The sequence below is a fragment of the Methylobacterium sp. Ger2507 genome (genome assembly GCF_055231875.1).
In genome coordinates this window covers 1,658,462-1,681,556 of the sequence record NZ_JBUYVC010000001.1, presented here as the reverse complement: position 1 = coordinate 1,681,556, position 23,095 = coordinate 1,658,462, and the positions used below count along the sequence as shown (strand labels likewise).

At 68.8% G+C, this 23,095-nt stretch carries 21 protein-coding genes; 11 read left to right on the top strand and 10 right to left on the bottom strand.

The genetic code is table 11. The features are described from left to right. Positions 1-186: 186 nt before the first annotated feature. The 4 genes from argJ to ACV7NL_RS07790 all read left to right on the top strand — a co-directional run bounded on the left by argJ (position 187) and on the right by ACV7NL_RS07790 (position 4,216). A complete protein-coding gene (argJ, locus tag ACV7NL_RS07805; protein ID WP_463355341.1) occupies positions 187-1,437 on the top strand; it encodes a bifunctional glutamate N-acetyltransferase/amino-acid acetyltransferase ArgJ in 1,251 nt (416 codons plus the stop codon). After that, positions 1,434-2,168, top strand: coding sequence for an SIMPL domain-containing protein (locus ACV7NL_RS07800; protein WP_463355340.1), 735 nt, complete (start codon positions 1,434-1,436; stop codon positions 2,166-2,168). Before argJ ends, ACV7NL_RS07800 begins: the two co-directional genes overlap by 4 nt. Further along, positions 2,165-2,596, top strand: a complete 432-nt coding sequence (mutT, locus tag ACV7NL_RS07795; protein ID WP_463355339.1) for an 8-oxo-dGTP diphosphatase MutT — start codon at positions 2,165-2,167, stop codon at positions 2,594-2,596. The genes ACV7NL_RS07800 and mutT overlap by 4 nt, the downstream gene beginning before the upstream one ends. 63 nt (positions 2,597-2,659) lie before the next feature. After that, on the top strand, positions 2,660-4,216 hold the full coding sequence (locus ACV7NL_RS07790) for a DUF6880 family protein (protein ID WP_463355338.1): 1,557 nt from the start codon (positions 2,660-2,662) through the stop codon (positions 4,214-4,216). A 9-nt stretch (positions 4,217-4,225) separates the two neighbouring features. Here ACV7NL_RS07790 and ACV7NL_RS07785 read toward each other — a convergent pair whose 3' ends face one another. Next, the gene (locus ACV7NL_RS07785; RefSeq protein ID WP_056179228.1) at positions 4,226-4,585 is read right to left on the bottom strand and encodes a DUF427 domain-containing protein; all 360 of its coding nucleotides are present in this window, start codon (positions 4,583-4,585) and stop codon (positions 4,226-4,228) included. Next, positions 4,582-5,460 carry a methyltransferase domain-containing protein gene (locus ACV7NL_RS07780; protein ID WP_056179225.1) on the bottom strand — a complete coding sequence of 293 codons (879 nt, stop codon included), beginning with the start codon at positions 5,458-5,460 and terminating at the stop codon, positions 4,582-4,584. Before ACV7NL_RS07780 ends, ACV7NL_RS07785 begins: the two co-directional genes overlap by 4 nt. A 119-nt stretch (positions 5,461-5,579) precedes the next feature. Here ACV7NL_RS07780 and ACV7NL_RS07775 point away from each other — a divergent pair, with 119 nt between their 5' ends. Continuing rightward, complete coding sequence (locus ACV7NL_RS07775) at positions 5,580-5,807, top strand: hypothetical protein (protein WP_056179223.1); 228 nt, start codon at positions 5,580-5,582, stop codon at positions 5,805-5,807. Between the two features lie 49 nt (positions 5,808-5,856). Next, positions 5,857-6,621, top strand: a complete 765-nt coding sequence (locus tag ACV7NL_RS07770; RefSeq protein ID WP_463355337.1) for a ComF family protein — start codon at positions 5,857-5,859, stop codon at positions 6,619-6,621. A 61-nt stretch (positions 6,622-6,682) separates the two neighbouring features. Here ACV7NL_RS07770 and ACV7NL_RS07765 read toward each other — a convergent pair whose 3' ends face one another. The 3 genes from ACV7NL_RS07765 to ACV7NL_RS07755 all read right to left on the bottom strand — a co-directional run bounded on the left by ACV7NL_RS07765 (position 6,683) and on the right by ACV7NL_RS07755 (position 11,276). Further along, positions 6,683-7,939 (bottom strand): MFS transporter, encoded by a 1,257-nt coding sequence (locus ACV7NL_RS07765; RefSeq protein WP_463357079.1) that lies wholly within the window; start codon positions 7,937-7,939, stop codon positions 6,683-6,685. Between the two features lie 259 nt (positions 7,940-8,198). Further along, positions 8,199-10,949 (bottom strand): PAS domain S-box protein, encoded by a 2,751-nt coding sequence (locus ACV7NL_RS07760; protein WP_463355336.1) that lies wholly within the window; start codon positions 10,947-10,949, stop codon positions 8,199-8,201. Between the two features lie 165 nt (positions 10,950-11,114). Further along, positions 11,115-11,276 (bottom strand): hypothetical protein, encoded by a 162-nt coding sequence (locus tag ACV7NL_RS07755; RefSeq protein WP_463355335.1) that lies wholly within the window; start codon positions 11,274-11,276, stop codon positions 11,115-11,117. Between the two features lie 752 nt (positions 11,277-12,028). Between ACV7NL_RS07755 and ACV7NL_RS07750 the strand changes: the two genes are divergently transcribed. Further along, positions 12,029-12,952 (top strand): L,D-transpeptidase, encoded by a 924-nt coding sequence (locus ACV7NL_RS07750; protein ID WP_056179215.1) that lies wholly within the window; start codon positions 12,029-12,031, stop codon positions 12,950-12,952. 126 nt (positions 12,953-13,078) lie between these two features. Here ACV7NL_RS07750 and ACV7NL_RS07745 read toward each other — a convergent pair whose 3' ends face one another. The 3 genes from ACV7NL_RS07745 to ACV7NL_RS07735 all read right to left on the bottom strand — a co-directional run bounded on the left by ACV7NL_RS07745 (position 13,079) and on the right by ACV7NL_RS07735 (position 14,280). Then, positions 13,079-13,273, bottom strand: coding sequence for a hypothetical protein (locus ACV7NL_RS07745; RefSeq protein WP_056179212.1), 195 nt, complete (start codon positions 13,271-13,273; stop codon positions 13,079-13,081). A 301-nt stretch (positions 13,274-13,574) separates the two neighbouring features. Then, positions 13,575-13,937: a DUF6481 family protein gene (locus tag ACV7NL_RS07740; RefSeq protein WP_280138764.1), complete on the bottom strand. Its 363-nt coding sequence runs from the start codon at positions 13,935-13,937 to the stop codon at positions 13,575-13,577. 133 nt (positions 13,938-14,070) lie between these two features. Then, entirely contained in the window at positions 14,071-14,280 is a 210-nt protein-coding gene (locus tag ACV7NL_RS07735; protein ID WP_056180031.1) for a cold-shock protein, read from the bottom strand. A 479-nt stretch (positions 14,281-14,759) separates the two neighbouring features. Between ACV7NL_RS07735 and ACV7NL_RS07730 the strand changes: the two genes are divergently transcribed. Further along, a complete protein-coding gene (locus ACV7NL_RS07730; RefSeq protein ID WP_463355334.1) occupies positions 14,760-15,770 on the top strand; it encodes an AraC family transcriptional regulator in 1,011 nt (336 codons plus the stop codon). Between the two features lie 32 nt (positions 15,771-15,802). Here the strand turns inward: ACV7NL_RS07730 and ACV7NL_RS07725 are convergent, their stop codons facing one another. After that, positions 15,803-18,433 (bottom strand): bifunctional acetate--CoA ligase family protein/GNAT family N-acetyltransferase, encoded by a 2,631-nt coding sequence (locus tag ACV7NL_RS07725; protein ID WP_463355333.1) that lies wholly within the window; start codon positions 18,431-18,433, stop codon positions 15,803-15,805. A 168-nt stretch (positions 18,434-18,601) separates the two neighbouring features. On the opposite strand from ACV7NL_RS07725, the gene ACV7NL_RS07720 reads away from it, so the two are divergent. From ACV7NL_RS07720 to ACV7NL_RS07710, 3 genes are all read left to right on the top strand, one after another. Further along, complete coding sequence (locus ACV7NL_RS07720) at positions 18,602-19,270, top strand: class II aldolase/adducin family protein (RefSeq protein ID WP_247635009.1); 669 nt, start codon at positions 18,602-18,604, stop codon at positions 19,268-19,270. Positions 19,271-19,870: 600 nt separating this feature from the next. Then, entirely contained in the window at positions 19,871-20,353 is a 483-nt protein-coding gene (locus ACV7NL_RS07715) for a Ros/MucR family transcriptional regulator (protein ID WP_463355332.1), read from the top strand. 346 nt (positions 20,354-20,699) lie between these two features. Then, positions 20,700-21,557, top strand: a complete 858-nt coding sequence (locus ACV7NL_RS07710) for a restriction endonuclease (protein WP_463355331.1) — start codon at positions 20,700-20,702, stop codon at positions 21,555-21,557. On the opposite strand, the gene zwf is transcribed toward ACV7NL_RS07710, so the two are convergent. Beyond that, on the bottom strand, positions 21,537-23,051 hold the full coding sequence (zwf, locus tag ACV7NL_RS07705; RefSeq protein WP_056179195.1) for a glucose-6-phosphate dehydrogenase: 1,515 nt from the start codon (positions 23,049-23,051) through the stop codon (positions 21,537-21,539). The two genes, ACV7NL_RS07710 and zwf, sit on opposite strands and share 21 nt — an antisense overlap. Positions 23,052-23,095: the final 44 nt, after the last annotated feature.

The following is a 23,095-nucleotide window of genomic DNA, read 5'->3' as shown; positions in this document are numbered from 1 at the left end:
GAGGCTCGGCGCCCTCCCTCAAGTCTTCGACCGCCGAGGCGTTCCCATCCGAACCGCTCCGCTTCGCCGTCCGCCCAAACCGTGGCACGAGAGCCACCGTCGCGGTTGACGGGACCTGCGCCCACGGGGCAACACCGCGCGCGACGCCTGCGCGGGACCGTAGAGACGAGAGCCGGAGCTTCCATCATGTCATCCGCCAAATCCCCGCCCGTCTCGCCGCTCGCGCCGACGTCGAACCCGGACCTGCCGCCGATCCGCGGCGTCGGCATCGCCACCGCGCAGGCCGGCATCCGCTATTCCGGCCGCACCGACGTGCTCTACGTGGCGCTGGCCGAGGGCACGCAGGCCGCCGGCGTGTTCACCCGTTCCAAGTGTCCGTCCGCGCCAGTAGATTGGTGCCGCGAAGCCCTGGGCAGTGGGGGCGCCCGGGCGCTGGTGGTGAATTCCGGCAACGCCAACGCCTTCACGGGCCTTCGGGGACGCGACGCCGTGGCGCTCACGGCACGCATTGCCGCCGAGGCCGCGCGGTGCCGGCCGGAGGAGATCTTCATCGCTTCGACCGGCGTCATCGGCGAGCCCCTCGACGCCACCAAGTTCGAGGGCGTGCTGGCCGATTGCGCCCAGCGGACCGAGGATGGGCCGAGCGCCTGGGCCGCGGCCGCCCAGGCGATCATGACCACCGACACCTTCCCGAAGCTCGCCACGCGCCGGGCGAACATCGACGGCGTCCCCATCACGATCAACGGCATCGCCAAGGGCGCGGGCATGATCGCCCCCGATATGGCGACGATGCTGAGCTTCGTCTTCACCGACGCCGCCCTGCCGCAGGACGTACTGCAGACGCTCCTCTCCGCCGGCACCGCCACCAGCTTCAACTGCGTGACGGTGGACGGCGACACCTCGACCTCCGACACGCTGATGCTGTTCGCCACCGGCGCGGCCGGCAATGCCGCCGTCTCGGGCGCCGACGATCCGCGACTCGCCGACTTCCGCACCGCCCTCGACGACCTCCTGGTGGAGTTGGCCCAGCTCGTCGCCAGGGACGGCGAGGGTGCGCGCAAGTTCGTCACCGTGCAGGTGTCTGGCGCCAGCAGCGACGCCTCGGCCCACCGCATTGCGATGTCGATCGCCAACTCGCCCCTGGTGAAGACCGCCATCGCGGGCGAGGACGCCAATTGGGGCCGTGTGGTCATGGCGGTGGGCAAGGCCGGCGAGCCGGCCGACCGCGACCGTCTGGCGATCTGGTTCGGCGACGTGCGCGTCGCCCGGGAGGGGGCGCGCGATCCCGACTACAGCGAGGACGCCGCGAGCGCCGTCATGCGCGAACCGAACGTCACCGTGCGGGTCGACCTCGGCCTCGGCGACGGCGGCGCCCGTGTCTGGACCTGCGACCTGACCAAGCTCTACATCGAGATCAACGGGGATTACCGCTCGTGAGGCGCAGCCGCACCGCGCTCCTTCTCGCCCTGGCGCTTTTCGGACCTGGCACTGAGGCCCGGGCCGAGGACCGGCCCGTCGCGACGGAAGGGCAGATCAGCGTCGTCGGCCGCGCCCGCTCGGAGGTGGCGCCGGACTTCGCCTCGGTCGAGATCGGCGTCGAGAGCCGGGGTGCGACCCCGGCCGCCGCCCTCGACGGCGCCAGCACCGCCGCCAGGGCGATCCTGGCGCTCGCCGCCGAGTTCAAGGTCGCGGAAGCGGATCTCGGCACCTCGGCGGTGACGCTGCAGCCGGCCACCCGCTCGATGCGCCAGCCGGACGGGAGCTTCGCCGAGAAACCCGACGGCTACCGCGCCAGCAACACCGTGCGTGTGCGTCTCGCCGACATGGGGCGCCTCGGCGATCTGATGCGCCGGGCTCTCGATGGTGGCGCGAACCGAATCGACAGCGTCGGCTTCGGCCTGCGCGATCCGGATGCCGCCGAGAGCGCCGTGCGCAGTGCGGCGATGAAGGATGCGCGCCTCCAGGCCGAGCGGCTGGCCGAAGCGGCGGGCGTCACCCTCGGACGGGTCGTGTCGATTCAGTCCCCGGCCACGGGCGCTCCCCCGCCGATGGCCTTCGCGGCGCCCGCGCCGATGCGGGCCAAGCGCGGCGGCGCTCCGGTCCCCCTCGTCGCCGGCACCATCGAGACCGCGGCCGACGTCTCGGCGACCTTCGCGATCGCCCGATGAGCGGGGCGAATCCTGCCACCCCCCTGCGCATCCTGCTGGTGGTCGCCGTGGCGCTGGTCGATGTCGATGGGCGGGTCCTCCTGGCCCAGCGGCCACCGGGCAAGCAGCTCGCCGGCCTGTGGGAGTTCCCGGGCGGCAAGATCGACCCGGGCGAGCGGCCGGAGGAGACCCTGATCCGCGAACTGGCCGAGGAACTCGGCATCACCGTGCATGAGGCCTGCCTGGCGCCCCTGACCTTCGCGAGCCACGCCTACCCGGATTTCCACCTGCTGATGCCGCTCTACATCTGCCGGCGCTGGGAAGGCCTGCCGCGCGCGATGGAGGGGCAGGCGCTCAAGTGGGTGCGGCCGCGCGATCTGAAGGACCAGCCGATGCCGCCGGCCGATGCACCGCTGATTCCCTTCCTGCTGGACCTGCTCGGACCGTGATCCACTTGCCCTGAGGACATTCCGGCGGCCCGCGCCGCCTCGCCGGGAAGAGGACAGCGCACCATGGCACGCAAGGCCACCCCAGCCCCGGAGGCGTCCCGGCAGCGGAAACCGAGCGCCAAAGGCGCTTCGGCGAAAGGCTCTCCCGCGAAAGCGGCTCCCACCAAGCCGAAGCGGGCCTCGCGAAAAACCACGCCCTGTCCCGAGACCCTGACCGAACTCGGGCTGGAGCGGCTGATCCAGCTCGTTCTGTCCGAGACCGCGCGCAATCCAACCTTCAAGAAGCTGGTGACGGCGGCGGTCGCCAGCCTCCAGGGACCGGACGCCATCGCGGCCCTGATCGACCGGCGCCTGACCGCTCTCGAACGCGGCCAGGGTTATATCGACTGGCAGAAGCAGCGCGCTTTCTCCGCCGATCTCGATGCCATGCTGACCACGGTGGTGAGCGAACTCGCGGCCCTCGACCCGCGGGCGGCCCTCGACCGGCTGATCCGCTTCCTCGGTGGCGCCGACGATGTCCTGGGGCGGGCGGACGATTCGAGCGGGCGCCTCCACGGCGTCTATGAACGCGCGGCCGACGCGGCCGCGAGCCTGATCGTCGACATGCCAGGCGACGAGGCGGCCGCCTTCGCGGCACGGCTGGTGCCACGGCTCGGCGCGGACGGTCATGGCTTCGTCGAGACCCTGATGCACGACCTGATCCCCCGCTTGCCCGAAACGGCGCACGTCGCCCTCGACATGGCTTTGAAAGCGGCGACGCCCGCCGCGCCGCCGGCCCGAACCGGCGGCGAGAAGGCCTGGACGGCCCAATGGGCGCGTAACCGCTTCATCCGGATGCGGCAGGGCCTGGCGGACCGGGCGGGCGACGTCGACGCCTTCATCGCCTTCGAGAAGGAGGCGTCGCCCGAACAGCCGGACCGGGTCCGGATCGCCGAACGGCTCCTGGCGGCGGATCGGGCGCCCGAGGCGCTCGAGTGGATCCGCAGGTCACAGAAGCGCGGGCCGGTCATCGTCACCCGCGAGGCGCTGTTGACGGGGCAGTTCGATCACCATGCCCCGGAGCGGGCGCGGCAGGCCGTCGAGATCCGCATCCTCGACACCCTCGGGGACAAGGCTGGCGCACAGGCCCTGCGCTGGCAGGAATTCGAGCGCAGCCTCGATCCGGCGATGCTGCGGGCCTATCTCGCCAAGCTGCCGGACTTCGAGGACGACGCGGCGCTGGAGCGGGCCTTCGACCATGCCGAGGCCTTCGCGGACCGCTACCGCGCGCTGGCCTTCCTGATCCACTGGCCGAACCCCGACCGCGCCGCCCGCCTGGTGATGCAGCATCGCGGCAGCTGGGACGGCAGCCGCTATGACATCCTGGTGCCGGCCGCCGAGGCGCTGGAGCGAACGCAACCGGCGGTGGCGAGCGAACTCTATCGCCTGCTCATCGACAGCATCCTGGAGCATGGCCGCAGCGCGGCCTACGGCCATGCCGCCCGCTATCTCACCGCTCTCGACAGCCTCGCGGCCCAGGTCGAGGAAGGGCGCCTGACCCCCGATCCGGAGGCGTATCGGGCCTCGCTGCGCCGCCTGCACGGCCGCAAGTCCGCGTTCTGGGCCCAGGTGCGGGACTGACGCGGTTCCTCACGCCAGCTCAATCGGGTCGATCTTGTCGGGATAGAAGGCGAGATGCCCCGCGATGGCGGCGACGGCCGGATAGGGCGCCTCGTAGCTCCACACCGCATCGGCGCGGGAGGCGTCCGGGGTGGTCAGGCTGAAGTAGCTGGCGTCGCCCTTGTAGGGGCAGTGCGTGCGGCGGGCCGTGGGGGTGAAATGCGCCCAGCGGGCATCGGCTCGCGGGACGTAGACCACGGGCGGATAATTCGCTTCCGTGAGCATCAGGGCCGCGTCGGTCTCGGCCAGGAGGGTGCCGGCGAGGCGGATGCGGATGCGCCCGGGATGCGGCACGATGGTGATCGGATGATCGGCGCCGGGCTGTCTCATGCGTCGGGTTCCTCGGCTGTGCGTTCGGTGGTGCCCAGGGCTTCGGCGAGCCGGGCCTGAGCGGTCCCGGGTTTCAGCGGCTTCTGCTGGCTCTCGTGCGGCGCCCACCCGGACAGCCACAGGATCTCGAAACTGGCGCGGACACGGCCATCCGGATCGGCGAAGCGCTCCGCGTAGAGGGCGGCCGCCCGCAGGAGCGTCTCGCGCCGCAGGGGCGTCCGGCGACGCTCGGTCAGGACGTTGGTCAGCCCCATCGCCCGCAGGTCGCGCATGAGCGCGAACAGGTCCCGGTAGCGGACCGTGACGGTCTCGACATCGGTCACCGGCAGGGCGAAGCCGGCGCGCTGGAGCAGGCTTCCCATCTCGCGAACCTCGGCGAAGGGAGCGACGCGCGGGCTGACGCCGCCCTCGACCTCGCTCTCGGCCTGTCCGAACACCTGCCGCAGTTCGGTCAGGGTCCGGCCGCCGAGCAGGCAGCCGATGAACAGCCCGTCCGGCCGCAGGCTCCGGCGCAGCTGCGCCAGGGCGCCCGGAAGGTCGTTCACGTGCTGAAGAGCCAGGAGCGAGACGGCGAGATCGAAGCGACCGGGCGCCAGCGGCAGCAGCTCGGGATCGGCCACGACGCTGCCGGGCTCAGGCCGGGCCGCCAGACGCGTGATCCGCTCGACCCGGCCGCCCGCGCGCAGGTGCTCGGCGGCGAGGGGCGACGGCGTGGCGAGGTCGAGAGCCTCGGGAAAGGTTCGGAGCACCGCTCCGAGACGATCGTCGAGATCCTCGACCACCCGCCGCAGCAGGAAATCGGCGTAGCCCTCGCGGTGGGCGCGGGCGAGGCGGTGGCGGGCAAGGCCCGTATCGAAGAGGGGTGGTGCGGTCATCGCGATCTTAGATGGCGCGGCGAGGCTCCGACCGCCACCCGCGCCGACACCGGAACGCCCGTCGGGCCTTCCTCGTTGAAGCGATACGATTCGATGACGAATCGAGGAGACGTGACGCCATGAAGTCTATCCTGTTCGGCGCGACCCTCGCTCTTGCGGGACTCAGCCTCGCCACCACCGGAGCCGACGCCAAGGGGTGCCTGAAGGGCGCCGCGGTCGGCGGTCTCGCCGGGCACGTCGCAGGCCATGGCGTCCTCGGTGCGGCAGCGGGTTGCGCGGTCGGGCGCCACCAGGCCAACAAACGCGACCGCCAGCAGAACCAAGCGCAGCCGCAACAGAATAACTGATCACAACCCAGAGTCGCATTCCGCCTATGCGGGCGGTAGGGTCGCCGTCATGGCCCCTGCCGCTCGCCCGTTCGTCGCAGGCCTGCGCGCCGCCTGGAGCGGTGCCCTCGCCCTGGTCTACCCGCCGACCTGCCCCGGCTGCGGCGGCGCCATCGCCGATCCGCATGCGCTGTGTGCCTGCTGCTGGGCGGGACTGAGGTTGATCGAACGGCCCTTCTGCGATCGGTTCGGCACACCCTTCGCCGTCGACCACGGCACCGGAATTCTGTTATCGCCCCGCGCCATCGCGGAGCCTCCGGTGTTCGCTCAGGCCCGTGCGGTGGCGCTCTACGAGGGTGTCGCCCGCGACCTCGTCCATCGACTGAAATACGAGGACCGCCTGGACCTCGCCGCCGTGCTGGCGCGGATGATGGCAGGTGCGGGCTCGGACCTGCTCGCCCGGGCGGATTGCCTCGTGCCGGTGCCGCTGCATCGCTGGCGCCTGTGGCGACGCCGCTTCAACCAGGCCGCCCTCCTGGCGCAGAGGATCGGGCGGATCGCGAACCGACCGGTGGAATGCGGATACATCGCCCGGGTGAAGGCGACCCGCCCGCAGGTGGGCCTGAGCCGGGTCGCCCGGGCGACCAACCTTCAGGGCGCCTTTCGCGTCCCCGCGGCCAAGCGGCCGCTGCTGCAAGGGCGACGCGTTCTTCTTATCGACGATGTCATGACCACGGGCGCGACGGCCAATGCCGCCGCGCGGGTGTTGCTGCGCGGCGGCGCGACGTCGGTCGATGTCCTGACCTTCGCGCTGGTCTCGGGCGAGGTCGGCTGAGCCGCCCCACGCGTGCGCTGACGGTCTTCAGGCCGTGACGTCCTTCAAGCGGTGACGGTCCTCAAGCAGTCACTTGGCCGAAGCGTCCGGCCTCGGCCGTTTCGGAAGCCGCCGGCTCCAGGACCTTGCCGCGCGGGCCGACCCAGGTGCCGACCCACTTGCGCTGCCACACGAGGAGGCAGACCAGCACGACCGCGGCGAAGAGGGCGTAGCCGACGAAGCCGAGGGCGAAGGAGCCGGTATACTGCTTCGACAGGCCCATGACGTTGGGCAGGATCGCGCCACCGAGGGCACCCACCTCGCCGATCATCGAACCGGCCACCGCCGTGTTCGCCGGCCAGCGCAGGGGCACGAGTTGGAACAGGGCGCCGTTGCCAGCCCCGAGCGCAGCGAAGCACAGCATGAACAGGGCCGTGGTCAGCGCCAGCGACGGGGTCGTGGTCAGGAGCAGGAACGACCCGACGGCGGCGATCAGCACGACGGACAGGACCAGGATGCCGCCGAGCCGATCGGCGAAGTATCCGCCGGCGACGCGGATGCCGGAGCCCATCAGGGCCGCCAGCATGGTGAGGCGGCCGGCCTCGACCTTGGTGACGGCGAACTGCTCGTAGAAGAAGGTCGGCAAGAAGTTCGACAGTCCGATGAAACCGCCGAAGGTAATGATGTAGATGAGGTTGAAGGCCCAGCCGTCCTTCTGGAACAGGCAGGAGATGTGCTCCTTGAAGGACTGGTGCTCGGCGTCCGGCGGCTCCTTGGCAAAGACGATCATGACGATCAGCGGGATCGCCATCACGCAGCCGGCGAAGCCGTACACGGCCTGCCAGCCATAGGCCTGGGCCAGCGGCGGCGCGAACAGCACGGCCAGCACGGTGCCGGAATTGCCGGCGCCGGCGATGCCCATGGCGAGGCCCTTGTGTTCCTTCGGAAACCAACCCGAGCCGAGGGACAGGGCGACGCCGAACGAGGCCCCTGCGATACCGAGCAGGACGCCCATGGCCAGCACTTCGTCGTAGGTGTCCACGTAGAAGAAGCCGAAGGCCATCGCCAGCATGATGACGCTCATCTCGGTGATGGCGGCGTTCTTGCGCCCGATATACTGGGCGAGGATACCGAGCGGGAAACGCATGATCGCACCGGCCAGGATCGGCAGCGAGATCATGAACCCGGTCTGGGCCGGAGTGAGCTTGTAGGTCTCGGTGATGAACGGGCCCATGGCGCCGTTGAGCACCCAGATGGCGAAGCAGAAATCGAAGTAGAGGAAGGCGGCGAACAGGGTCGGGGGATGACCGGATCTCATCACGGTCTTGAAGCTGGCCATGGAGTGCGTCTCGAGGTTCACGGCCGCCGGGCGACCGCTCATGCCAAGGGATCCGGACTCACGCCGTCCGCATGCGGAGCGCCGTTGCCCCGCGCGTCGCCGATCGGCAACGGGCTCCCCGAAGCACCGAACGTGCCAGGCCAGACGCGAGGGCTTCACGGTCTTCCATCGGTGATCGATCGCCGTCGTGCGATGGCGCGTCAGGCGGCACTGCCCAGGAAATGGGCCTGACGGGGTCGGAAGCCGATGGACGCCGGGATCAGCCGTCGGCCTGGAAGGCCGAGAGTGGCGCCGCGATGGCGCAGGTGACGCCATCGGGTGGGAAGTCCAGCGCGATGGTCCCACCCACCTGCCCGGCGAGCCCGCGCTCGATGAAGCGCGACCCGAAGCCCTTGCGCGCCGGCTTCGTCACGGGCGGACCGCCGACCTCCGCCCAGGACAGGGCGAGGTGCGGCTCGCCGGCTTCGTCGCGGACCTCCCAGCGGATGGAGACATGCCCGGTCTCCTGCGAGAGCGCCCCGTACTTGGCCGCGTTGGTGGCGAGTTCGTGCAGCATCAGCGCCAGCGAGAGGGCGGGCTTGGCGCCGATCTCGAGATCCGGGCCATCGAGGCGGAAGCGGCCGGCCTGGTCCTCGTGCAGTTTCAGGGCGCCGCGCACCACCGGGCCGATCAGCGTGCTGCCGAGAGCGCCGCCCATCAGAAGGTCATGCGCTTGGCCCAGGGCGATCAGGCGGCCGGCCAGAACTTCCTTGGCGGTATCGACGTCGACCGCCGTCCGCATGGTCTGGGTGGCGATGGACTGCACCATCGCCAGCAGGTTCTTCATGCGGTGGCTGAGTTCGCGATTGACGAGTTCCTGCTGCTCCTCGGCGCGGAGGCGGGCCACGGCGGCACGGGTCCGGTCGACGACGTTGCGCACGAAGTCGAGGATGTCCGGGGTCCAGTCGCGCCGCTTCGAATCATGCAGGCAGAACACCGCCACCAGTTGCCCGCGCTCCATCAGGGGCAGGTTGATCACGGTGCGGACGTCGAGGGCGCGGAACCCTTCGGGATAGCCGGCCGTGCGCGGGTCCTGCTCCACATCCGCGATGACCACGTCCCGGCCCTGGCGCAGCTCGGGCAGATAGGAGCCGTAATCGTCGTAGCGATGCCGCCCGACGAGGCTGGCCACCCCCGGCAGCGTCCAGTCCCGGATCACGTCGAGATACACGCCGGACGGATCGAGGGTGCCGTAGGCGGCTCGGGTCAGACCGAGGGTGCGTCCCGCAATCTCGGCGGCCACGAAGGCGATCTCGGCCGGGTCCTGCGATTCGCGCAGGCGCTCGCCCAGTTCGACCAGGGCGGCCTGGCGCTCCTCGGCGCGCTTGCGCTCGGTGATGTCGACGGAGGCACCGGGGAAGCGCAGCGGCGTTCCGTCGGCGGCCCGCACCAGGCTTCCGCGCGCGATGACCCAGCGATGCGAGCCGTCGGGCTGAACGATCCGATATTCGCAGGCGAATTCCCTTGCCCCCGCGAAGAGCCGGTCCAGCTCCGCCTGGAACCGGCCCATGTCGTCGGGATGGAAGTTGCGGATGTAATCCGCCAACGGCGCACCGAGGGCGGCGCGCTCCGGATCGACGGTGTAGATCCGGGCGAAGTTGGCGTCCGCGTAGATAACGTCCTCGCGCAGATCCCAGTCCCAGGTCCCGATCATGCCGGAGGCGTTGAGGGCGAGCGCCAGGCGCTCCTCGCTCCGGCTCAGGCGGGCGCCCGCCGCCTTGCGCTCCGTGATGTCGGTCAGGGTCAGCACCGCGCCTTGCACCAGCCCATCCTCGATGATCGGTGCGTTGTTGGTGACGACGTCGATGGGGGTTCCGTCCTGGCGGAAGAACGTGGTCTCGCGCTCGCGCAGGGCCTCCCCGCTCGTCAGCGAGCGCACGACCTCGCAGGCCTCGCGCGGATACGGTCGGCCGTCGGCGTGGTGGTGATGCGCGGTGTCGTGCAGGTTTCGCCCGATCAGACTGCCGTTCGGCCAGCCGAGCATGGCTTCCGCCGCCGGGTTGGCGAAGGTGACGACGTCGTCACGGGTCAGGCGGATCACGGCCTCGCTGAGATGGTCGGTGACCGTCTGAAGCAGCGTCGTCTGCTTGATCAGGGCGTCTTCGGCCTGCCGTTGGGCGGTGCGGTCGCGCAGGATCTTGAGGTAGCCGATATGGCTGCCATCCTCGTCCTTCAGGGCCATCATCTCGCCCATCGCCCAGAAGCGCGTTCCATCCTTGCGGACGTGCCAGCGCTCATCGTTGGCCCGTCCGAGCTCGCGCGCGACCCGCATCTCGTGCTCCGCCAGGCCGCGCAGGCGGTCCTCCTCGGCGAAGAAGAGTTCGGCCGGACGCCCCACGATCTCGGCTTCGGCCCAGCCGAGGATGCGCTCGGCGCCGACGTTCCAGCTTGTCACGAGGCCGGTGAGATCGAGGGTGATGATGCCGTAATCGATGGCGCTCTCGATGATCGCCGCATTGTGCCGGTCGCTCGCGCGGCGCTCCCGCAGCGCGCGCCGCAGGTTCAGCTCGGTCATCACCTGCCCGGCCAGCGTCCGCAGGATGAAGGCTTGCGCCTCGGTGAGTTCCCGCGGCTTCACGTCGAGGACGCAGAGCGTGCCGAGCGCCGTCCCCTCGGGCGCGTGCAGGGGCATGCCGGCGTAGAACCGAACGTGCGGCGTGCCCGTGACCAGGGGGTTGTTCGCCGTGCGCGGGTCCCGGGTGGTGTCCGGGATCACGAAGAGGCCGTCCTGCTGCACGGCGTAGGCGCAGATCGATTCCGCCAGGGTGGTCTCGGCGCGATCGAAGCCGATCCGGGCCTTGAACCATTGCCGATCGGACTCGACCAGCGAAACCAGGGACACCGGCATCTCGAGAAGCATCGAGGCCAGCCTGACGACGTCCTCGAACGCCGCCTCGGGGGCGGTATCGAGGATGCCGTAGCGCGCAAGGGCCGCGGACCTGGTCTCGGGCGCGTCGCCGGTCCTACTCAATCGCCCCTCCGGTCGCGGTCGCACAGACGCGTTGCCGCCCATGACCGACACGGACGATCCGACGAGCGAACGCGTGGCCGCTGCAGCTTTACCTGCGTGCCGCCGATCTTCCTACGTAGAACGACGCGCAGACCGTAAAATTCGCCGAGGCCAATGCCCGAACACCTATATCCGGCCGGGCCGTTCATACGAAATCCGGTCGATCCCTGCGGGGCGGCGTCGAACGACGTTGATTTCGCTTCGATCACGCCGCGGCGAGCCGCCGTCCTTGTGGTGCGCCACCACCTGCGGGGCGGCGGCCTGACGGGTCGGCGTGCCGATCATCATGGCCCACGAGGCCCCGGAACGCGACCTGTCCTGCCGTGAGCAGATGCGGAGAGGCGAGAGCCATCGTCGACACCTCCCCTTGGCCGAACGTCGTCGCGGCGGCGAGGTCGAGCCTGCGCATGTCCCGATACGGTGCCGCGGCGCTCCAGCCGCCTCAACGGCACACGGTGACGCCGCGGACGATCCAGCCCTCGCCCGCTTGCCACAACTTGCGGCGCGTGCGCTGACAGGTGGCGTTGTCGGGCTCGCTCGACGTCCAGGTGGTCGCCGGGGCTCGCGGGTCGGCCGGCCTCGGCGTCGGCGTGCGGTTCGCCGAAGCCTCCCCCGGTACCAGAGCGACGAGCAGAAACGCCGCGAGCAGCGCTGGACGCGCGCGGAAGGTGTGATGCGGAGGGACCGGCACGGGTCGCGTTCCATGATTTTGAGTGGGGGCCCTTTCGGGTCACTTCCTATGGCGACACGGCCACGCTTTTGACAACCGCTGCCCGCGGCGTCGGACCTGATGACCACGGCTTTTTTGAAGACATGGTGAAAGTCTCCCGCCGGTCGCCGCGTGGAGAGTCTTCACGCGATTGTTCGAAGAACTCCAGATCGATGCCGAGCCGTGGGCATTGTGCTCGGTTTGCATCGCCGACGACCTTTGGTAGCCACGCAAGGCTGCCCATCCTCAAGGTGACGTGACGCGCGCGTGACGACTTGCTAGGCCCGGCGTCGAGCGAACCATTTCAACGACGACCGCCCGAGCGACCTCCATGTCCCACACGACCCGCCGCACGCTTCTCACCGGGGCGACGACGAGCCTCGCGCTCCTCACACCCGTCGGGTCCGCCCTCGCCCAGAGCCGTGGCCTCTTCGGCGACGGCCTCGACGGCAATGGCCCGTATGACGACGAGCGTCTCTATCGCGACGAGGAGGGACGGCTCTATCGCCGACGGGGCGGCCAGTACGTGCCCTATTCGGATCGCGGCCAGGACCGCACTCTCGACCGGATGGGGGGGCAGCGGGGCCGTGCCGCAGTGGTCGACGATCCGGATGCGGATCTCTACGCCCCGCGCCAGGTTCCGCCGGCCTCGCCGCAACAGGCCGCGCCGGCCAAGCCCGTGGACAATGGCCCGATCGACTACAACCGCGCCTATGCGGCGATCACCGACGAGCCGTTCCCAGTCTACGCCTTCAACTGGCGCAAAACGAACCCCTCGTTCCTGCGCCAGGAGATCGCCTATACGGGCCCCGAAACGCCCGGCACCATCGTGGTCGACCCGCGGGCGCACCACCTTATCCTGGTGCAGCCGAACGGCCGGGCGCGTCGCTACGGCGTTGGCGTCGGCAAGCAGGGCTTCTCGTGGTCCGGGGCCTCGACGGTGAACTCAAAGCAGATGTGGCCGGACTGGTATCCCCCGAAGGAGATGATCGCGCGCACGCCGAAGCTCGCCAAGTCGGTGTCACAGCTCCAGAGCGGCCTCGGCGTGCCGGGCGGCGCGCACAACCCGCTCGGGGCTCGGGCGCATTATCTCTGGCAGGGCAACAAGGACACGCTCTATCGCATCCACGGTACGCTGGAGCCGGATTCGATCGGCAAGAGCGTGTCGTCGGGCTGCATCCGCATGATCAATCAGGACGTGATCGACCTGTACGGCCGCGTCGAGATCGGCAGCCGCGTGGTGGTGCTGACCTGACGCGGTGGGAAGTCTGTTCCACGGAAACCGGGACAGCGAAAGCTGTCCCGGTGGTCATCCCGTCGATGCTGCAGAGTCCCGGAGACGCCTCCCCAACCGGGGAACAGTCGCCGGGCGGAACAGGCGTCAGACCTCGGTGATCTCGCCTTCGCGGACGGCGCGCTCGCTCGCCCCGGACTTGATCCGGTAGAATGGCTCGCCGGTCTGGTCCTCGGGCACCAGACGGACGATCTCGAAGATGTCGGACACGTCGGTCTTGGGGGAGGCGTAGCCGATCTGGGCCCGGCGCACGCGCTGGCCGAGTTTGAACTTGTGGGACATGGCGCGGATCTCCTCGATCGCGGCTCGGCGGACAGAGGTCACGCCGAAGGGGGTGCGCCGGCTTCGGCGGACCCGGTGATGCGGACCGGTCCAGGAGGACAGATCATTGCCGGCAGGTTCGGGGCGAACCCGCCGTCGACCGCGAGATCGATCTCACGGTCGGACGATTTTCGGCGACGCGCTGAAATCAGCGACGCGCCGTGGCCTTTCTCAAGAGCCTTGGCCCTAGCAACGACACTTCGCCTTACCGAAAAGCCTTGGCCTTATCGAAAAGCCTTGGCCTTAGCGAAAAGCCTTGTCTTCAGCGACGAGCCTTGGCCTTGCGGGCTGCATAACGGGCATCGCGCTGCGCCTTCTGCTCGAGGCGGGCTGCTGCGGCCTGGGCGACCTTCTCCTCGGCAGCAAGGATCTCTTCCGCAGCGAGACGCTCCCGCTCTGCCTCGGCTTCGGCGGCGCGCTGGGCCTCGGCCTCGATGCGGGCCTGCTCGCGGGCCGCGACGCGGACCTCCCGCTCCCGGGCGATCTGGGCTCGCTCCGCCTTGCGGGCGACCACGGCCGGATCATCCGCCGGCGGACGATCGCGGAAGCGTGCCAGCGCTGCGGCGCGGGCTTCCGTCGCGGCCTTGAGGCGATCGGTCATCGAGTTCGGGTTGAATTGGCTCACACAGGATCCTGTTATGCGGGAGGCCGCGCTGGGCGCGCTCCCCTCGGAGAGGGTCTTAGAACACAAGCGAGCCGCCTCCCATGCGGGAGGCGGCTCTCGAAACAGGTCGGGCTCCGCGTGGGGCCCGCCTTATTCAGACGGTCTGGAGGCTACCGGCGGACTGCTTGCCGCTGCGCTTATCGGTTTCCATCTCGTAGGAGATCTTCTGGCCTTCGGCGAGGCCACGAAGGCCAGCGCGCTCGACAGCCGAGATGTGCACGAACACGTCGCTTCCGCCGTTATCCGGCTGGATGAAACCGAAACCCTTTGTTTCGTTGAACCACTTAACAGTACCGACAGCCATCGTATTCCTTCGCCCTTGCGGGCTTATCTTCCGGAGATCCACGCGATCATGCGCGGCCGTCTCCATCACCAATCCGACGCCCAATAAGGGTAAGCCCGGTTCCGCTTCGAAACCGCGCCGCAGAAGTTCTGCCGTTGGGTTGATGGCGGTTTTGTACGCGCTTAGGCGACATTTAGCAAATCGAAAGTCAAATGATGTGCCGGGCGCGGTCGATCTGGATGCGCTGATTTGCGGATTATCGCGATCTTTTCCCGGACTGATCTGGCCTGTCGCATCGGCTGGGGCCGAATCGTTGCCGCCGTCGCGGCACCGGTGGAAAGGCCGAGCGGTCCCCTTTCGTCCGGTCTCTCCGGGACGCCCCTCGAGGAGGCCGCTCCGGGACGCCGTTTGAGGAATCACCTATCTTGCTGGGAGGGAACTGAACGGCGAATTCGCTATTGTTGTCGTCAGCGCCAAGCCTCGCAGTGGTGAACGCCGCCTTGCACGCATTGTCCCCGGACCATCAGGCCACGGACGGTCTCTTTCCGTTGCGGCGCGTGCATTTCTCCAGCCGCGATTATCCGCCGGACGAAGCCGCTCACGTCTATCAGCTCATGTTCGCCAGTTCGGCCCTGGTCACACCGCTGGTGGCTCCTTTCCAGGTGGAAATTACGAGCTTCTGGACCGAACACCTGCGTTTCCATTTCATGGATGGGGTGCCCTTCGTCTTTCACCGTCCGGCGCAGAAGCTTGGCTATGACGGTCTCGACGTCATCGTGTTCCAGCACATCGAGACCGGCGACATCATCGGCAATTTCGACGGGCGCGAAGTCCGCGCCGGCACGGGGTCGGTCTATGTCATCGATTTCTCGCGACCGACGATCATCCGCGATGCCCAGGGCATTCCCCGGCAGCGACGCAACTTCGTCAGCATGCCGCGCCCCTTCGCAAAACGATGGTTCGGTCGGCTGGATCAGCTGCACGGCTTGGTGATCCCGCCCGAGATCGCCGCGCCCTACACGGCGCAGCTGCTGCGCCTCCGCGAGCGCCTGCCGAATCGCGATGCCCTCGATGCCGAGACCCTCGGGCACACTGCGACCCTGATGGCCCAGGCCATCACCGGCGCCCTCGGGCACGGGACGTCGCATGCCGATCCGGCCCGGTCGTTCCGCAAGGCCTGCCTGTACATCGAGGCATCCCTGGCCGATCCCAATCTCAGCGCCACCGATGTGGCGCGCAGCATCGGCGCGTCGCGCTCACGCCTGTTCGCCATGTTCCAGCCGGTGGGCGGGGTCGAATCCTACATCCGTTCGGCCCGCCTCGCGCAGGTCAAGGCAGCTCTCAGCGCGCCGGCTCAGCCGCACCCCATCGCCCGGCTCGCCGAGGAGGCCGGGTTTCGCAGCGCAGCCCAGATGAGCCGCCTGTTCCGGCAGCATTACGGAATGACGCCGTCGCAATTCAGCGCCAGCGCCGACCCGGGCGGCGTGCGCCGGATCTCGGAACGGGCCTGATCGGAGGCCAGATCGCGCAAGCCTGAGACGCCCTACAGGGCCAGCGAGACCTTGACCACGCCGGCATCCTCCCTGTCGGGCCGCGTGGTGAACCCGAGCTGCCTGCACACCGCGAGCATCGGCCGATTCTCCCGCAGAACCGTCCCCTCGACCCGGGACAATCCCTCGATGCGAGCCCAGTCGATCATCAGGCTCATCAGGGCATGGCCGAGGCCCGTGCCCTTGCGATCCCCGTGGATCAGGATGGCGTATTCGCCACTCTCGTGATTGGCGTCGGCATGGAGCCGCACGGCGCCGAGCATCGCCCCGGTGGCGTCGTCGATGGCCACGAAGGCGATGGCGCGGGCGTAGTCGAGCTGGGTGAGCTTGGCCAGGAAGGCGTGGTTGAAGTCGCGCACCGGGGCGAAAAAACGCAGGCGCAGATCCTCGGCACTGACCGATTGGAAGAAGGCGAGGAACAGCGCCTCGTCTTCGGGTCGAACCGGCCGCACCCGGATGGTCTCGCCCTTCAGGTGCAGCACACGCTCCCACTCGACCGGGTAGGGCCGGATCGCGAAGCGCGGATGATAGGTGCCCCGCGCGCGGCGGCCCGTTGGAGCCTCGGGCGCCACCATCACGCGGGCATCGAGAGCCAGGGCGCCGGTCTCGTCGGCCAGGAGCGGGTTGATATCGAGTTCGCGGACCTCCGGGCAATCGGCGGCCATCTGCGCGAGCTTGACCAGCACCAGGGCCACCGCGTGGCGGTCCACCGCCGGAACGTCGCGATAAGCGGCGAGGCGCCGGGCGACGCGGGTGCGGTCGATCAATTCGGAGGCGAGCCGCAGGTCCAGGGGCGGCAGGCCGAGCGCCCGGTCGTCGATGACCTCCACCGCCGTGCCGCCGCGCCCGAACACCACCACCGGCCCGAAGGTCGGATCTTCGGCGAGGCCTGCGATCAGCTCCCGCTGCTTGCCGCGCCGGATCATCGGCTGAACCGCGAAGCCGGTGATCCGTGCGTCCGGCGCCAGCCGCCGGGCCCGCGCCAGGATATCGGCGGCCGCCGCCCGCACATCGGCCTCGCTGGTGAGATCGAGGCGGACGCCGCCCACGTCGGACTTGTGCACGATGTCGGGCGAGACGACCTTCAGCGCGACGGCGCCGCCCGCCGCGATGATGCTCCAGGCTGCGGTCGCGGCGGCATCGATGTCGGGCGCCAGCGTCAGGGGCACGCTGTCGATGCGGTAGGCCGCCAGCAGGTCGGCGACCGCCACGGGATCGAGCCAGGTCTGGCCCTGGGCCACGGCGCGGGCGACGATGGCGCGGGCCGCCTCGACATCCGGCGAGAAGTCGCGCGGCAGTGAATCCGGCGTGCGCATCAGGTCATCCTGCGCCTCGCGGTAGCGGACGAGGTGCAGGAACCCCTCGACGGCGGCATCGTCGGTGGAAAAGCGCGGGATGCCGGCCGCCGCGAGCCGGCTCGCGGCTTCGGCCTCCTCGCCGATCGTCACGGCGAAGACGGGCTTCCGGCGCGTCCCGCTGCGACGGACCCGACTCACCGTCTCGGCGATGGCCGTCGCCACCGCGGTGCCGTCGGAGCGCGCCGTCGGCACGTGGACCGCCAGCACCGCGTCGTTGTCGGGGTCGGTCAGCAACGGCGCCAGGGCATCCGCATAGGCCTCCGGTCCCGCCGCGACGCCGAGATCCACCGGATTGCCTAGGCGTCCCGCCGCAGCCAGGATGCCGCCCCGGTCGGCGAGCCGGTCGGCGGCCAGGGCACCGATACCCCGGCCATTGCCGACGATCGCCAAGCGGTGGCCGGGGAAGGGCCGCTGCCGCCCAAGAGTTTCCACCGCGGAGAACATCGCGTCGAGGCCATCGACCGAGAGCAGGCCCGCCCGTCGAAACGCCGCCTCGTAGACCGTATCGGGCCGGGCGAGCGCGCCGGTATGCGTCGTCGCGTGGCGCGGCGGCGCCCGGTGGCGGCCCGCGCGCAGAACGACCACGGGTTTGGCCCGCGCTGCGGCCCGCGCCGCGGACATGAATTTGCGCGCGTCCACTACCCCATCGAGGGAAAGCAGGATCGCACGGGTGCGGATGTCGGCGGCGAAGTAATCGAGGCAGTCGGCCACGTCGATATCGCAGGCCAGGCCGAGGGACATCACGGCGGAGAAGCCGACGTCACGCCGCGCCGCCCACTCGACGATGCCGGCCGCGACCGTGCCCGATTGCGAGACCAGGGCGAGGTCCCCCGCCTTCGGTGCGCGCGACAGCAGGCTCGCATCCAACCGGGCGCCGGGAACCGAGAGACCGATGCTGCCCGGACCGAGCAGGCGCAGGCCGTGCCGGCGGGCTTCCGTCCTGGCCGTCTCGCAGAGATCGGCGCCGACATCCGGCGTCACGATGACGGCGGCCGCCGCGCCCCGCCGGCCGGCATCCGCGATGTGCTCGGGAATCGAACCGGCGGGGGTCGCCAGGATGACGAGATCGGGGGCGTCCGGCAGGTCGGCGAACGATGGAAATGCGCCGGACGCCGCATCGGAGCCGATCCGGAGAATCGAGCCGAGGAACTGCGCGCGCAGGAGATTCGCCAGGACCGCCTCGGCCAAGCCGTCGGGCCCATCCTCCAGGCCCGCAAGGGCGATCGCACGGGGCGCGACCAGAGCCTCGAAGCGGTAGGTACTCATCGGCCGAACTGCCTCTGCTCGGGGAATCGGACGGCTATTCTCGCGTCGCTCCGAAACCGGAGGACGCCACGGACCGGGCCGACCCGGCCTGGTGCCGGGCGCACCCGGCAGCCGGTGTTATAGACCGCCGGCGCCCGCACGGTAGGGCGTCCCATCCTGGAGATCCGCATGCCGACCCCCCTCCCCGAGTCCAACGACAACGCGGCGCGCGCCGGTCTCGTGTCCGCGATGCGCGACCTTCTCGCCCTCGGCTTAAGTCAGGGCACTTCCGGCAACATCTCCGTGCGGTCCGCCGATGGCTTCCTGGTCACGCCCTCCGGCATCCCCGCCGAGGTGCTGCAGCCGGAGCATATCGTGGCCATGACCTTCACCGGAGAAGCTTCGCCCGGCCTCGCGCCGTCGTCGGAATGGCGCTTCCATCGCGATATCCTGGTGGCGCGGCCGGAGATCAACGCCGTGGTCCATGCCCACCCGACCCATTGCACCGCTTTCGCGATGTGCGGGCAGGACATCCCGGCGGTTCATTACATGATCGCGGCAGCGGGCGGCCCGACGGTGCGATGCGCGCCCTATGCGCCTTATGGAACGGAAGCCCTGTCGGCCCTGGCTCTTGCCGCCCTGAAGGACCGGACAGCCTGCCTGCTGGCCAATCACGGCATGATCGCCATCGGACCTGACCTGAAGAAGACCCTCTGGCTCGCGGTCGAGATCGAGGCGCTGTGCCAGCAATACGCGATCGCCCTGCAGGTCGGGCGCCCGATCCTCCTCGAGGACGATGAGATCTGGCGGACCGTGGAACGGTTCAAGTCTTACGGACCGCGCAACTTAGAGTTATAAGGCCTAGACCTTACGGCCACCTGCAAGAGTATTCCAAACCTGCCGGTGCGGGCCCGATGACACCTACGTAGATTTTTCTTCGAGCGATGGATTCTCGCTGCCGGCGCATCGCGGCTTTTTCCGGCCGCGAGACCAACCATTTTGGGTCTGGATTTTGTATTCAAGGACTAATTTCGGCCATCCGGCGGTTTTTGCTCGATATCGGCTCTAAAGGTCCGTTTGCGATCAGATCGAACTCCGCTTTTGATCTGCAAAAGACCGCCACCAACGACCCCATCAAAATTCGTTGCGAGCGAAATGCCCGCCCGTCAGAACGGTTCATAGCCCTCAACGGGCATCTGTGTAGTTCTGCAGAATTTTGGACCAATCCAGGCCGGTTTCTCAGAATGCATGCAGTTGGTGGTCTATTCCAGTTCACTAGCAAATGCCGCGGTCTATCCATGCGAGACCTAAACATCCTCTTGCCTTTTTCTTTGCGTCATCATAGCTAGAAGCAAGTCACAACCATGACGCCCCTTGCCAAACCTCCCCGGCGGCAGCTTCCCACCGGGGTCCGTAACCTTCACAAGCGCATTGAGAGATCAGGTAATGAGTGCTGAGATGGAAATCCTGCCCGACTACATCGAACTTGCGGCAGACATCGTGTCTGCGTTCGTAAGCAACAACTCGGTTCCGATCGCGGACCTGCCGGCCCTGATCGCGTCTATTCACGCGACCCTCGGCAAGCTGAATCAGTCCGGCGTCGAAGAGAAGGTCGAGCCGCTGACCCCGGCCGTTTCGGTCAAGCGGTCCATCACCCCGGACTACATCGTCTGTCTGGAAGACGGTAAGAAGTTCAAGTCGCTGAAGCGCCATCTTCGGACGCGCTACGAGATGACGCCCGAGCAGTATCGCACCCGGTGGAGTCTCCCGAGCGACTATCCGATGGTTGCGCCGAACTATGCCGCCGCCCGTTCGGAACTGGCCAAGAACATGGGTCTGGGCCAGCAGCGCCGGAAGCAGGACAACGTCCTCGTCGACATCGAAGCCAAGGCCGCACCGCTCCCGCGCGGACGTCGTCCGCGCCTCGCCGCTCAGGCCTGAGCCGGATCGCAAGCGACCGCGCCAAAATGGCGCAGCGCAGAGGCCGGAGCATCACGCTCCCGCCTCTGCGGCGTTATCCACAGCGAGTGACCAATCGGGCGATGGAGCGTCCAGGCTCGCGTGAAATGCCGCTTTTTTCTTAGACCAGACCGGTCTTCGAAGAGGAAGAGCACGCTCTGTACCTCTTCGCCCTGTATTCGGGCACCGCATCTTCAGACGCCGGGACGGAATTCCTGGCGGCCAATCCGACCCCGTTAGAGAACGCGCAACCCGCGGCTGGCACGGTCCGGCTCGATGAGGCCGGCGGTCGGATGACCCCGGCGCCTTCGGGGGTTGGAACCACATCATGTCGGACCGATCGCGTCTCGTGGCGCGCCTGTTCTGGACTTCGGTCTTGGGAGGGGGCTTCGCCCTCTGGTTCGGCCAGCCCGGCGCCATCGGTGCGGGTCTCGCGCTCGTCGCGATCCTTCTCCACCATCTCGACCGTCCCCGGCGCATCCGTCGACTGATCCGGCGGATCGCGCGCGGGCACGCGCCGACGCTTGCGCTCCGCCGGCGGCAGGAATGCTTCGTCGATGCCTATGGCAATCTGATCAGCGATGGATGGGAGCGGGAACGCGCCTATTTCGCCGAGCGCACCATCGTGCCGCAGCTCGAAGCCCGCGGGCTCGGGGCGGCGATCGACGACCTCTGGAACGAAATCCTCGACATCATCGAGCGCGTCGCATCAGAGATTAACCTGCCCGACGAGAGTGAGGCGCCAGAAGACGGCATCGCTTACGAACGCTACTGCGCCGAACGACTGCGGGAGGCGGGCTGGGCCGCCCGCGCGACGCAGGCCAGCGGCGACCAGGGGGCCGACATCATTGCCGAGCAGGCCGGCATCCGTCTGGTGGTCCAGTGCAAGCGCTATGGTCGGCCGGTGGGGAATGGCGCCGTGCAGGAAATCGCCGCGGCCCTGCATTACTGGTCCGGCGACATGGCGGCGGTGGTCTCCAATGCCGGGTTCACGCCAGCGGCGCGAAAGCTCGCCGCCGCCACCGGAGTCCTGCTCCTGCACCACGATGCCCTGACGGAGCTCCAACCGGGATCACCGGACAAGGGCCGGCCGGCCAGCAGGCAAGGCGCGGGCCGGCCGATCTCGACAGCATCCCGGGGCGCGAAACCATCGAAAGCGACGCGGTCATCCCTCGCCGAGCGGTAGCCACCGATGGCCCTGGGCGGCCAGTAACGCGGTCGCACCTTCCGGCCCGTCGCTGCCGGCGGAATAGAACTCCACGGGGGCATCGATCCAGGCCTTCAGCAACGGATCGACCACCGCCCAGGCCGCCTCGATGCTGTCGGCGCGCTGGAACAGCGTCGCATCGCCGATCAGGCAATCGTAGAGCAGCGTCTCGTAACCGACGCTCGGCGTTTCCTTGAAGAAGTCACCGTAGTCGAACGCAGCGGTGACCCGACCAAGATCGAGTCGCGGCCCGGGGCGCTTGGCGTTCATCACGATATCCATCCCCTGCTCGGGGTCGATCCGGAAGCGAAGCACATCCGGGGTCACGGGCGCGTCGGGAGCCGCGAAGGGCGAGCGGGCCGGAGGCCGGAAGTGAAGTGCGATCTCGGTCACGCGGTTGGTCATCCGCTTGCCGGTGCGGAGGTAGAACGGAACGTCCTTCCAGCGCGGATTGTCGATCGAAAGCTTCAGCGCGACGTAGGTCTCGGTCCGCGAATCCGCGGCGACGTTCGGTTCGTCGCGGTAGCCGGGCACGGCGTGCCCGTGCTCCCGACCGGCGCCGTACTGGCCTCGTACCGCCTGCGCGGGCTGAACCGGCTGCACCGCTTGGATCAGCCGGGCCTTCGCATCGCGGACATCCTCGGCATCGAGGGTCGCGGGGGGCTCCATCGCCACCATGCAGAGGAGCTGGAACAGGTGGTTCGGCACCATGTCGCGCAGCGCCCCGGTGGGCTCGTAGAAGGCACCGCGGGCCTCGACGCCGATGGTCTCCGCCGCAGTGATCTCGACATGGTCGATGTGGTCGCGGTGCCAGACCGGTCCGAGCAGACCGTTGGCGAAGCGGATCGCCAGGATGCTCTGCACCGTCTCCTTGCCGAGGAAGTGATCGATGCGAAAGAACTGGCTCTCCGTGCCGTGCTTCAGAATGCGCGCGTTGAGCGCTCGCGCCGAGTCGAGGTCGCTGCCAAACGGCTTCTCGATGACGACGCGGCGGAAGGCACCGGACTGTTCCTTGAGCAGGCCCGCCTCGCCCAGGGCATCGACGACCGGGCCGAAGAAGCGAGCCGAAACGGCGAGATAGAAGATCACGTTGCCGGACAGCGCACCCGCGAGGCTCGAAAAGGTCTCGGCGGCGGTGAAGTCGCCCTGGCGGAAGCTCAGTCGCTCGCGGACGAAGCCCCAGGCTTTCGGATCGATGCGTTCCGGATGGAATTCCGAGGTGCGGTCCGTGGTGAAGGACTGCATCGTCTCGGACAGATCCTTACGCCAGCCCTCGTCGGTGTTAGGGTTGTGGTCGACACCGATGACCCGAAATCCCGGATCGAGCAGGCCTCCGGCGGCCAGATTGTACAGGGCCGGCATCAAAAGTCGCTTCGTGAGATCGCCGCCGGCTCCGAAGATCACCAGGGTGCAGGGCGGTGCCGCCGGAACGGCCTCTGGCTCGGGTGCATCGGCGGGGGGTGTCTGATCCATGGCCCACGGCCTCCACTCACGGTTGCCGGGCGGCGCGCCGGCAA